This window comes from Lactobacillus ultunensis DSM 16047, from assembly GCF_001436305.1.
GTDB lineage: Bacteria > Bacillota > Bacilli > Lactobacillales > Lactobacillaceae > Lactobacillus > Lactobacillus ultunensis.
Map to the genome: position 1 here is coordinate 1 of NZ_AZFO01000009.1, position 13428 is coordinate 13428.

Consider the following 13428-nt stretch of genomic DNA (forward strand, 5'->3'; position numbering starts at 1 on the left):
ATTTAACTAGCACCACGCGTATAATCAATATACAATTTTAGAGTTTATTTACAAGAGCATATGATTATTTGCACCTAAGTTTACGTTTATGTGACAGGCATATCTTCTAGTTCTTATATGTTACCTAAGCTTGATAATTTCATATTCGTGCTCATCTAAAAACTGCATCAATAAAGTCCTTTTGAGTTTGGGTGGGTATTTTTAGATAAGAAAAGCATCCCTCTGAGAAGAAATTGATTCTCGAGGGATGCTTTTTTATAAGCTTTCAAACAACTGTCTAATATTCTTTGCCATCAACTTTCTACGTTCGTCCAAAAATTGAGAATATTGATGATAATCGTAATCTTTTAGAGTAGTAGGAATAGCATTTTCTTTGTCGTTCTCAACAGAATGATATTTGATCGTCTCATTATCAGCCATGTAATCTTTAGGGGCACGATCAGCAATCTCCAGATTTCTAGGCTGAGTGATCCAAACATAGTTGGCTACTTGGTTATATTCACCCTGCTTAAAACCATGCTTACGTAAATAAGCTTTAGGAAAAATATGATGAATATTTCCTTGTTCATTGATTGTGTCCATAGTAAATTTGTCACGTTCAAGCCATGCATGAGATTTTGCATGTATCTGTGACATTTGGAAAATATGCCAATTGGTTAACTGAGTAGTTTGAGCAACTAAATTATTAGGCAAAGTTAAATTCCAGAATTCGTCAGTTAAGTTCTGAGAGATAGTTTCTTCAAAGAAATCTGGCAGTCTATTTGTTTTATTGTTTTCTGAAATCAATCGCAAATCCCTATCAAAACCAGATTCGGGACTTGAAACATAACGTTTAACTAAGGCAGTCATCAAAATCCATTGTTTAGTATATTTTTCAATCTGATCATTGCTGAAATTAGTATTCTTTTTCAAATACAAGTATAAGATATATCCAAAGTTAACATATGAGTCTGGAAGCTTAGCATAACTTTTATCGACCATACCCATACTTTTCAATAAAAGTATGTATCGCTTAAAATTACTCTCATTTAGAACATATTGTACCGCATCCCCAAACTTCCGATATGAATCAGACATGGCATCAGCAGTATAAGTATGTTTTTCGAAGTCACGTCCAGAGATTAAACTTACCAGCTGGGACAATTTACCACGTAAAAATCCAATACCTAAGCAAATATGCAACAGATCGCCAAAATCGGGCTCAAAAATATTAGTACTTTCATTCTCAGCCCATGCAATATGACGATAATAATCTGATTCAGCAAATTCTTTATCCATCTTTTTGATATTAGCAGCCAATGCTTTATCTTTATAGATCTGAATAAAGTATTCAATCTCTTTTCTTAAATCATTACCATGGTGAACAATATCAGAAGACAAGCGAGACATAGCAAAATCGGCAGATGATAAACGTGTCCCCTTTTGATTGATACGATTGAAAATATCAGTTACTTGATCTATAGGCAATTTACTATCCAGCTTGATTACACCAATTTCCGATTCAGAGATTGCCTTTAATTTTTGAATCTTTTTACTTAGTTTGTTTTGAGGTAAACCAAGTCTTTCAGCGTTATTAATAACATAGTCAAATTCATCTAAGCCAGGTTTATTAAAAATCGAAATATCAGAAATCCATTTAGGATCCTTAGCAATTGCTGCACTTCTAGTAGCAAATTCTTCTGTAGTAGGATTAAAAGCAATATAAATACGTTTCTTTAAATATTTATCATCGACAACCTCGTTACCCTTCAATGCAGCACTCAATGCTGTAATTCTTTGTTGACCATCAATGATAATTTCTTTATTTTGTCCTTTATCACCCATTTTCAGATCTGCGTCTGGATTCTGCCAGGTGACAATAAAACCTATTGGATATCCTCGATAAAGTGAATCGATTAAATCTCTGACTTGAGTAGACTTCCACACAAACGGTCTTTGCATTTCGGGAAGCCCTATTTTCTTTTCTTCGATCCAATTAAGCAATATTCCAATATTCGCATGATCTACACTATAACGTTTATCTGACATAAGTAGTTACTCTCATTCTGATCCTATCTGATTAATACTCAACATCAACGGAAAGTTTACTATATTTGTACGGGTACATTGAACTTATGATCATCCAAATCTGAAATTGTATATGTGCTGGCTTTAGCATCATCTTTATCACCATCTAAAATTACACAAAATGTAGTGTAATAATTTTTAGGTAATTTATCCTTTCGTTCATCAAACTTATCAGAATAATTATCATCTTCTGTAATTAGTTGATCATCAGTTACATCAAACAGCATATTATCATCGGATTTATTCAAAGGATAAATATTAAGGTTACTTTCTAACCAATGACTAGGCGTGATTTTTTTATTGCCATTATTTTTCAGTGTTACAGTAAGCACTAAATCTGTTTCATTAGGCTTGGAAGTCTCATTGTCATAATTGAAGACAGAAATTCTCTTTAAATTTTTCACTTTTAATGTAGTTCCATTAGAAGATTGGTATGTATTACCGCTCCATCCCTCTTTATACTTCTTAGATTTAGGTTTCTTGGTATTTAGAGTAAACCAAGAATAGTCATTCATATGTTTCAAAATAGTAAACTCACCACCATAGCCAGGCACTTTCATATACCAACCAAAATCAGTCCCAGTTCTCATAATACGTACAACATCATTTTTCGAAACATATCTCTTAGGTCCTAAAGTACTTTTATACGTTGGATTTTTCCAGTGAATTTTTCTTACATAGGTTTTCTTCAATATACGAACTTTTCTATAACCAGGTTTATTCACGGCGGCTTTTTTACTTATAGCTTGTACTGGTTGAGTAGTTTCTAAACTTACTACCGAAGTTAAGCAAATTCCTACAGTTAATATGGTCAATGTTCTCAAATATTTCATTTTTTAATCCCCTCTAAAGTTCAACATTCACATTTAAAACTTCTAGTCCCTATTATCCAACGGAGAAATCTGATTTAGATAGAAATCTTGAAGTCCAGCACGAACTTTTTTCTTCCAACTAAGCATATTCATATCTGGATGTGTCTTTCTAAAATCACTAAATACCTTAAATGACAACAATGAATTGATACCAGCCTGTTGCCGATTATCTGCATCTGGATCATAGTGTCTGATTACAAATTTAAGATCATCTATGTCTAAACCATTTTCAGCAGCAAATTTTTTAATAAGGTCTTCCCTTGCATCATCAATCATGGTTTGCAAGAGTTCATTAACTTGTTTGTTTCTAAACTTTTCTGGATCCATTTTAATTTGGAACCATAAGTTATTCATGATCTTAGCTAAAGCCTTATTATTTTTGCCTAGATTATCAATGTAATCATCAATTTCTTTAATTTCAGTTTTAGTTCTCTTAGAATCATCCTCATCGTCTGAAGGAATATAAGCCTGAATTAATTGAACGATATAAGCATAATTGATTTCTTGAGATCCAGCATTTTCCAATTCATAGTCTGGATCATAAACATCATTAGCATCTTCACCGTCCCCATTATCACCAGAAGCACTTTTAATATTCTCTTTTACAACTTCATAAGTCGCGTGAAGATCTTCAATAAACATAGTATCTAAGCCATATTTATCTTCTAGATCACTATCTTTAAATTCATTATAGGTTTTAACAGCACCTAATGTTTTGTCAAAATCCTGATATTCCTTTAAGAATTGTTTCTGCTGTTCAATTGGAGCTTCAGTAATTGGCAAACCTTTTCCATCTCTATATTTAACAATCTTCTTTTCAGCATTTTCAAACTTAACGATTGATTCATGCCAAGTAGGAGCTAAAACAGTACTATTACTACCTTCTGTATATAGCATCAAGGCAGCATTAATACTCTCCTTATATTTTTCTGGATACTGATAAGTAACAATTTGGCCATATCTTTTATCTTTATCAAAAATACGATTCGTTCTAGAAAATGCTTGAATCAAGTCTTTATAAGGCATTGGGGGCCTATCAATAAATAAAGTTGAAAGACTAGGTGCATCAAATCCGGTTAAAAGACGATCGACGACAATAACTATATCTAACTGTTGAGAACGAGGTTGAAATTCTTTCTTCTTTCGAGCAAGTCGATCATTAACGTTTGCATTATAAGATCCTAATTCTGCCATCGTGTAATTTGTGCCAAACATTTTATTGTAATCTTCAAGAGATTGCTTCATTTCATTTTGATTTGCTTCATCCCCATCACCATTTTCACCAATAGAATAAGTGATGGCAATCTTAGGAAAGTCTGGCATAATTTGCTTGATTCGTTTAGGAATCTTTATTTCTTTATCATTTCCATTGACTATATCTCTGAAAAGTCGGTAATATCTTTGGGCTTGCTTAATTGAACTAGTGGTAAAAATTGCATCATAACTATAACCACGACGTTCTTTGTTATAGATACCTAATTTACGATAAGAATCTGATAAAATTCGCTTTACTACAGCCCTCATATGAGAAGTCGAAAGATATTCTTTATTTCTGGCATCAGCATCCGATTCATCTTCTGAATCTTGAGCATAGTTCCTAGTTTCTTCAACTTGAAAACCTAAAACAGCTTTGTCTCTAATGGCATCCTTAATGGTGTATTTATGCAGACATTTGCCATACTGCTGTTCTGTCGTTCTAGCATTTCTACCTTTAGCTTCTCTAGCATTTTCAGCAAAAATCGGTGTACCTGTGAAACCGTACCAGAGAGGATCTTTAGCAAAAAAGGCATCAATTTCATTCTTCTGATCTGGAGAAACCGCGCGATGACATTCATCAACGATGAAAGCCAATTTTATATTTTTTAGTTTTCTATATAATCGCTTTTGTTCCTGATCTTCTTTAATTCGCTTGAACAGAGCCTGCATCTTCTGACGAGTAGTAACAATTACCTTTTTGTCCGCACTAGTAAGTTTTCTAGCAAGAACATAACTATTTTCGGTAGATTCTACATCAATAGAATCATTTTGAGCATAAGTTTCAAAAGCTTGAGAAGTTTGATTATCTAGATCAGTTCGATCAATCAAGAATACTGTTTTTTCAATTGAAGGGATTTTAAGTAGATTGTGAGCAACTTTATATGAAGTTAGTGTCTTGCCTGAACCTGTAGTATGCCACACAAAGCCTGAATATGGCGCCACTTCTTTACCATCCAATAGACCGACAGATGCCCTTTCAATAGCTTGAATAGCATGAATCTGATACGGACGAAGAACAATAATATTATGTTGAACGCTATCCAAAACAATGTAATCAGCGACCATATGATGAGCAGCTGGAATCGATAATACGTCTTTAGCAAAATCAAGATAATTCTGTACAGGCTTATTATTTTCATCCACCCAATTAGTTAGGAACTTCTCTCTTAATTGTTGACCTGCAGCAATGTATTGGGTGTAAGTTCCGTTGGAAACAACAAACATCTGAATAGTTGAAAAGATTCCATTAAACATTTGCTCGTCAATGTATTTTTGGATTTGATTAAATGCTTCCTTAGTCGAGTGAGCTCTATTCTTCAACTCAATATGAATCATAGGAAGTCCATTTATAAGAAGCGTTACATCAAAGCGACGATTGCGATCTATTTCTCTGCGTTTATGAAATTGAATTTGATGAACAACTTCATAAGTAGAATTACCACCAGCAATTTCGTTGTTATTGAGTACTAAAAGATCGGCAATACCTAATTTAGTATTATCTCTTTGAATTTGTACTCTAACTTCACCATTGGCACCAGCTAACCATTCTGCACTCTTATAGAATGTTGGTTGAATGATTTTTGATTTAATGACTGCTTTTTCATTGTCAGTTAATGGCACATCTTTCAATACATTTAAATTATGCTGGGTTAAAATCTTGAAGAAGTTACTCCAAAGATCATCCTCATTTTTTAAATCTTCACGAAGGGTCCATTGTGATTTACCATGGATAAGCTGTTCAATTAAGCTATTTTCAATTACAGATTCTTGTTGCACTTCTCTATTCCTCTTTATTTAACATTTCTATATAAATTATCTCATTTTCCACATATTTTGTGAGTATTTTTTAGGGATTCTTTTTTGGGAGCAACGAAAATTAAAAGATATTGTAATGCGTATAAATAGAAAAAACGAAAGTTTGGAATCCACACTTCCTTTAACAATTTCTGCTCAATACGGTTTAGTAAAACAGAATAGTTTTTTTAATAAACAAGTTGCTAGTAAAAATCTAAAAAATTATATTCTTCTAAGAAAGGGAGATTTTGCTTACAACAAAAGTTACTCAAAAGATTCACCTTACGGAGCTATAAAACGTTTAAATTGTTATCCAAAGGGGGTTATTTCATCATTATATATTGCATTTAAACCTAATGGCATTAATTCGAAATTCTTAGAGATATATTATGAATCGGATAAATGGTATAAGGAAATATATAAAAGAGCAGCAGAAGGAGCAAGAAATCATGGACTGCTAAATATATCTCCACATGATTTTTTCGATACACTTTTAAAAATATCAACGTCTAAAAAAGAACAAGAAAAAATTGGAATACTACTATCTTATGTTGAAAAACTTATCCTTCTTCAGCAACGAAAATTAAATGATTTGGAGCAAATTAAACAGGCATTAGAAGATTATATTTTTCCGGATAATAATGAAAATCGTAAACTAATCTTCAATAAAAATAAATGGAAACATAAAAAAATAAAAGATATTTTTGAAGAGAGAAATATCAGAGACGGTAAAGAAAATCTTCTTACTGTTTCTATTTCTAAAGGTGTAGTTCCTTTTAATTCAATGAAGAGAGAGATCAATTCTTCATCGGATAAATCTAATTACAAAGTGGTAAAGATAGGTGATATTGCTTATAATTCTATGCGCATGTGGCAGGGAGCATGTGGTGTGTCTAAATATGATGGCATTGTTAGCCCAGCTTATACTGTAATAAGAGCTAAGGAACACGAAAATGCTCTCTTCTATTTCTATTATTTTAAAAATGAGAGAATGAAATTTATTTTTCAAAAAAATTCTCAAGGATTGACATCAGATACTTGGAATTTAAAATTTCCACTTTTAAAACGAATCACAGTTTTAACTCCCGAAAATGAAAAAGAACAGATTAGAGTTAGCAAACTTTTCAATAAAGTAAGTTTAATTGTAAAACAGACAGGAAAAGAAATTGCATATCTTAATTTAGTAAAGAAATTTCTTCTACAAAAAATGTTCTTTTAGTCTTGAAAAAAAGATTATCTCCTTAAATATTAGTTACTGTGACTAAATTTAAGGAGGTTTTTATATGTCAAATAAATATAGTACAAAATTGTTTTACAAATATTATCTCGATTGGATTCATCTGTACAAGGATAATGCAGTGAGGCAAGTCACACTGAATAAGTATTATCTTGTGCAACGTAGACTTGAAGAGTTGGCACCTAATTTGCACATGAATGAACTTGATCGTCAAAGCTACCAGAAAATATTAAATTTGTATGCTAAACAGCATGAAAAATCTACTACACTAGATTTTCATCATCATTTAAAAGCAAGCTTATTTGATGCAGTAGATGATGGCTTGTTAAAAAGTGATCCAACTAGAAGAGCTATTATTAAAGGCTGTTCACCTAGTGAAAAGAAAACCAAGTATTTAAATTTATTTGATCTTCAGACTCTACTAAGATCATTAAACTTGGATTCCAAATTAAATTGGGATTGGTTTTTTTATCTCATTTCAAAGACAGGTCTCCGTTTTGCTGAGGCTCTAGCCTTAACTCCTGAAGATTTTGATTTTGAAAAGCAAAGTCTAGTTATTAACAAATCATGGAATTATAAAGAAAAAATAGGACATTTTCAGCCTACCAAGAATACTTCGTCTAACAGAACGGTTATGGTTGATTGGCAACTAATGCAACAGTTTCAAACTATGATCAATGGGAAAGATCCTAAATCACCAATCTTTTTTGAGAAGAATCAGAGAATATACAATTCTACTCTAAATCAAAAACTTGCTACATATTGCAGGCAATCTGAAATACCAATTATTTCTATTCATGGATTACGTCATACTCATGCTTCCTTACTTTTGTATGAAGGTGTTTCTGTCGCCAGCGTAGCTAAAAGGTTAGGTCATACAAACACAACTACAACTCAAGAGACATATATTCACATTATACGTGAGCTTGAGAATAAAGATAATGATAAAATATTGCATCACTTATCTCAATTAATCTAAGAAAAGACGATAGCTTTATTAAAAAGCTATCGTCTTTTTAAATAAATAAGTCTTGAAGGAGCGCTTTCTCAATATTTCTCAGAAGCATTAATTTCGTTTGAGAGTTTCCAATATTTTCTTGTAATGTTAATAATAAATTTCCAATTTTCTTCATTTCTTCATATCCAGGTATTACTATTTTTTGTTTCTTTAAGTCTTTATTGTTTAGATTATTCATCATTCGAGCACTAGAAGTAGACATGCGTAATACTCTATTCATAATATTTTCTGAATTAATATAGAATTTCCAGAAATTTAAATCACTGATTTCATTTTTAGGCCTATACACATCAAAAATATGTGAGACTAACCCAGTTCCCAACGTGTTTTCTATAAATCTTCCGAATTCATGTTGCTTATTCTTATGTCCTTCAAATACTATATCTCCTAATTTGGTGATATTATATGGTTTCATGTATTCTTTAGAAGATTTCGTAACAGACTGCCCCCAATCCATACCGGCAACTGAAATGATTTTAAAATTATCATTTACATTTTTATTCTTATCATTGGTCTTTTGATATAATTGCCCAAATTGGTAGGTTTTCCAATTTGATTCTTTAAATTTACAAAATCTAATTTTATCACTTTGATTTTCTAATATAAGCTTACTGATTGATTGTTTTAAAGAATTAAGTTCCTTCATTTTTCGTTGCTGAAGAGAAATAAGCTTATTAATTTTGTAAATTAACTTAGATACTGATCTCTCTTCCTTTTTTGTTGGAATAAATATATTAGTATATTTATATCGATCAAAATATAAATTGGATACATTGCCTCCTTCTACAAATTTTGCAAATTTAACAATATATTTTGCTCGTAAGTAATTTGCAATAAAGAGTGGATCTTCTTTTGTATTAAATACTGTAATCATTTCACCAATAGCCACATTTGGAACTGACAACCAACTTGCATGTTTAGCAAAATCCAAAGGTTCCTCGCCTACACGTGGGATAAGAACTTCATGACCACTACTGAATTTCAGTTTGTCTTTATCGATAGAAGTAAAGGAAAGTATTTTATCAATTTTTGTTGAATATTTAGTATAAAGTTCACCATATCTTATACATGGTATACCTCCATTATTTGTCACTGACCATTTGGGTGCGCTTTTCCCGTAATAGAAATTACCTATATCATTTAATTTTCGTTGCTCCCAATCGTCAGAAAAGCCTTTGAAACGCAGAACTGGCGCCTGTCTATTGGTATTATTAGTCATGCAATTCACCTCCAAGTTCCTTAATGATTGCCTCAAGGCCTTCCATTACGTCTTTATCATCTGAAGTAAGTTCCTTCAGCATCCCCACTAATTCTTTTTGAGTCTGTTCAATCTCAATATTTGTCTCATGAAGATCTGATGCTACTTTCTTTAAATCCACTGGAGGTTCAGGAACGAAAGTATCTACGTAACGTGGAATGTTTAAATTGAAGTCGTTTTCTTCAATCTCATCATATTTAGCCAGATGAGCATAACGTTTGAGATCTTCACGTTTTCTATAGGTATCTAAAATCTTTTGAATATCTTCTTCACGAAGTGCATTTTGATTCTTTTTCTTTTCAAATCCCTTTGAAGCATCAATGAACATGACACTTCTATTTTCCTTGTCCTTCTTAAGAACAATAATTACTGTAGGAATGCTTGTGTTATAGAACAGGTTTGCGGGTAATCCAATTACAGCGTCAATTGATCCATTTTCAAGTAATTTCTTGCGAATTTTTCCTTCAGCTGCACCACGGAATAATACCCCATGAGGAAGAACAATAGCCATAGTGCCCGTGTTCTTTAAATGATACAAGCCATGCAATAAAAAGGCATAATCTGCCTTAGATTTTGGTGCTAATACCCCATAAGGACTAAATCTAGGATCTTGTAAGAACCCCTTGTTTGCGGACCAATGTTGTGAATATGGTGGATTCATTACTACAGAATCAAACATAGTCTGAGAAAGTGGAGGCCAATCTTCATCTAATGTATCCCCATTTCTAAGATGCTGATTTGAAGAATCAACTCCGTGTAAAATCATGTTCATTTTTGCCAAATTAAAGGTTGACATATTGATTTCTTGACCATAATAAATCACTTCATTTTCTTTGCCACCTACATCTTCAATGTATTTTCTAAAATTCAAAAGTAAGGAACCTGATCCCATTGCAGGGTCATATACTGTCATACCATTTGGATAGTTTTTATTAACCAAAGTCAACTTAGTTAATAATTCTGACACTTTTTGTGGAGTATAGAATTCTCCAGCTTTCTTACCAGTTTCAGAAGCAAATTGTCCAATCAAATATTCATATGCATCACCCAAAACATCACCAGGTGCGTGAACAATTTCAAGATTTCCAATTGCCTTGATAACATTTGCAATAGTATCAGCTTGTTTTTGCGCATTTGCACCTAATCTTGGTGAATAAAGTTGAACATCTTGGAACAATCCTTCAAAATCACTACTTGTACTTTCAATATCATTAAAGGCATCAGCTAAATCTGAAATTTGAAATGTTTTGATACCCTTTTCATCTCTGGCTTCACCATTAATCTCATTCAGAATATAAGTAAAAGTATGTTTCGGTTCTAAACTAAAAGAAAGAGAATATTTTAATTCATCTTGTAAGTCTGGATCTCGGTATTGATCTTCATATAATTTTTGAGCTTGATCTAAGGATAAATTGGGATTATTTTCAAGCACTTCACCAACGTGATAAAGTAATTTGTCTGAAAGGTATTTATAAAAGACAATTCCCAATAGGTAGTTCTTATATTCGTTTGCATCCATTTTTGAACGCAATGCATCCGCAGCACTAAATAAAGCATTGGATAATTCTGTTTTTGTTGTATTGTTTGCCATAAAAATTACATTCCCTCTAAATTTTCGTTGCTTTCCATACAAAAGCAACGATGACCTCATTTAATATTTTAACCTGTAAAAATTACAGAGTAAAGAACAAATATTCGAGCATACAAATAACGCCAGAGCTCTCTCTGACGTTATTACTTTAGTTTAAGACCCACCAATTTAAGTACTCGTTCATTCTCTTTACTTTGTTTTTTTAATTCTATTTAAGGTCTAATACCTAACATACGTAGTATGTTTATCAAAATGACAATTAACAAACTAAAATAATTATCCATGCCGTATGTTTACTCATTATTCTCAATCCTCTAATCTATTTTTCTATACTTTTGTATCAATAATAAAAACTAGATGTGAAACCGATATTTCTTAACTAATTCGGTCAGCTCTTGCCTTACATGCTATTATCTTTGCCTTTAATTTCAATACCCAACCACTTAAGCACTCGTTCATTCTCTTTACTCTGCTTTTCCGCTGTATCATTTATAAAATCAAACACAGTTTTATCAATATCTGCAATCTTGACAAAATATACTGTATCAGTCCGAGCATTGTAGATCATCAAACAGTTAATTTGTTCATCGTTAAAATGATTATAAAAACCTAAAGTGTAGTAAACAAGGAGTTGTCTAACCCAGTATATTTGCATACTTTGAGCATTTGAAACTTTTAAATCTACCAAAATATCTTTAAGAAGATAATCGCCTTCACCTGCTAAACAATTATTTTTAGTTGAAGCAATAAATGCATCCTTAGTAGGCCAACCATACTCTTCAAAAAAATGCTCTACTCGCTTAAGCATCTCTCTAATATGAGAAATAGTAATCCTATCGGGATAAGTCTCAGGTTTAACATACATACCACTACGATATGCTTCTTCCCAAGCACAAACATCTCTAGCTATTTTAAATACTTCATCAGGCACGTCATTAATTTCTGATGTAGCTTTTGCTATTTCCTTCAATTGTTCCTCTTCATCCACGACTTTTACAAGATCATCTGGTGACACGAGTCCTTGATCAAAATCTTTTTTTAATTGAATATTAGCAACATCAAAAGCATGATCATCTGCTAATAAGATTGACCGAGTCAAATAATCAACCATTGTTCCTACACTACCTGCAGATATAGTCTCCTCATCCTTGGATATCATACCTGTAGTGCTTAATTGCTTAGCAGTAAAAGCACTGCTTCTAATTATCTTGTTTGAAGGCAAAAGTTTAGGCATTTTTGCAAACTGACTAATTTTAATAGGAATCTCCAATTTCTTACCTTTTCTATAATATATTTGATTATATTTTATAACTTTTTAGTCAAAAAAAGAGCCAGTGAACTAAACTCACTAGCTCTCAGATATGGAAATGTATTAAATTTTTCTTCCCTCAACTTTTTCAATAAAGGAGGTAATTGCATTAAAGTAATCTTCCTGATCATCAAAGATTGAGAAGTGACTACCATTAGGACAGATATGTGCTTCACCTTTAGGTAATCTCTTAGCTACAGCTTTTATCTCTTCAGGGTTCATACTGTCATATTTAGCACCCAAAACTAAAGTTGGAACTAATATTTTCTTCAAGCGATCCCGAATAGTCCAGTCCTTACATGAACCAGTGATATTGAATTCAGTTGGTCCTTGCAAAGTAACATAGACTTGCTCATTTAAATGATTAAATGTACGTTTTACAGCATCTGGCCACTCCGGAATTCGACAAATACAACGATGATACAATTTCATCAATAATTCACCATAATGAAGATCATCATACTTTCCGGCAGCTTCTATCTTTTTCATATAAGCCACGTCATCAGGAGCCATCGTGTCACGATATTTATTGATATATTTTGCATAGTCCCGATAACTATCAACCATATTAGAATCAATCAACGCTTTTACATGCTTGCCATATTGTGATGCAGCATATTCAAGTGCAAAAAGTCCTCCAAATGATTGACCGTATAAGTAAAATTGTTCCAAATGCCAAGCCTTACGAACTTCCTCAATTTCATCAATAAAACGAGGAATATTCCAAAGCGTTGGGTCATCTGGTTGATCTGAGAAATAGGATCCCAATTGGTCATAATAAATAATCTCAACTTCTGGATGTTTCTTAATGTAATCAGAAAATGGCTCCAAATATTCATGGGTCATACCAGGACCACCATGAAGAAGCAATATTTTAATTAGACCTTGACCTTCACGTCTGGTCCATACATGATAATCGTCTTGCAAAGTTACAATTTTAGTTTCAGCTGACATGCTATTACCTCCTACTCAATCTGTTTACTTTTATTAAAGAGGATAATTTATGTATGCGCTTTCTATTTTGC

The 13428-nt window shown here is 32.4% G+C and carries 9 protein-coding genes; 2 read left to right on the top strand and 7 right to left on the bottom strand.

The window, feature by feature from the left end; translation table 11 throughout:
- Positions 1-255: 255 nt before the first annotated feature.
- The 3 genes from FC57_RS03985 to FC57_RS03995 are packed head-to-tail and all read right to left on the bottom strand — an operon-like array spanning position 256 to position 5972.
- Positions 256-2028: a GmrSD restriction endonuclease domain-containing protein gene (locus tag FC57_RS03985; RefSeq protein ID WP_007125628.1), complete on the bottom strand. Its 1773-nt coding sequence runs from the start codon at positions 2026-2028 to the stop codon at positions 256-258.
- 59 nt (positions 2029-2087) lie between these two features.
- Entirely contained in the window at positions 2088-2900 is an 813-nt protein-coding gene (locus FC57_RS03990) for a hypothetical protein (RefSeq protein ID WP_007125627.1), read from the bottom strand.
- A 42-nt stretch (positions 2901-2942) separates the two neighbouring features.
- Positions 2943-5972, bottom strand: coding sequence for a type I restriction endonuclease subunit R, EcoR124 family (locus FC57_RS03995; protein ID WP_007125626.1), 3030 nt, complete (start codon positions 5970-5972; stop codon positions 2943-2945).
- A 115-nt stretch (positions 5973-6087) separates the two neighbouring features.
- Between FC57_RS03995 and FC57_RS04000 the strand changes: the two genes are divergently transcribed.
- Together FC57_RS04000 and FC57_RS04005 are read left to right on the top strand one after the other, a co-directional pair.
- A complete protein-coding gene (locus tag FC57_RS04000) occupies positions 6088-7209 on the top strand; it encodes a restriction endonuclease subunit S (protein ID WP_007125625.1) in 1122 nt (373 codons plus the stop codon).
- A gap of 64 nt (positions 7210-7273) precedes the next feature.
- Entirely contained in the window at positions 7274-8206 is a 933-nt protein-coding gene (locus FC57_RS04005; protein ID WP_007125624.1) for a site-specific integrase, read from the top strand.
- 37 nt (positions 8207-8243) lie between these two features.
- Here the strand turns inward: FC57_RS04005 and FC57_RS10610 are convergent, their stop codons facing one another.
- The 4 genes from FC57_RS10610 to FC57_RS04025 all read right to left on the bottom strand — a co-directional run bounded on the left by FC57_RS10610 (position 8244) and on the right by FC57_RS04025 (position 13357).
- The gene (locus tag FC57_RS10610) at positions 8244-9464 is read right to left on the bottom strand and encodes a restriction endonuclease subunit S (RefSeq protein ID WP_007125623.1); all 1221 of its coding nucleotides are present in this window, start codon (positions 9462-9464) and stop codon (positions 8244-8246) included.
- Positions 9457-11094, bottom strand: a complete 1638-nt coding sequence (locus FC57_RS04015; RefSeq protein ID WP_040529399.1) for a type I restriction-modification system subunit M — start codon at positions 11092-11094, stop codon at positions 9457-9459. The genes FC57_RS10610 and FC57_RS04015 overlap by 8 nt, the downstream gene beginning before the upstream one ends.
- 400 nt (positions 11095-11494) lie before the next feature.
- Complete coding sequence (locus FC57_RS04020; RefSeq protein WP_007125621.1) at positions 11495-12364, bottom strand: hypothetical protein; 870 nt, start codon at positions 12362-12364, stop codon at positions 11495-11497.
- A gap of 102 nt (positions 12365-12466) precedes the next feature.
- The gene (locus FC57_RS04025) at positions 12467-13357 is read right to left on the bottom strand and encodes a proline iminopeptidase-family hydrolase (protein WP_007125620.1); all 891 of its coding nucleotides are present in this window, start codon (positions 13355-13357) and stop codon (positions 12467-12469) included.
- Positions 13358-13428: the final 71 nt, after the last annotated feature.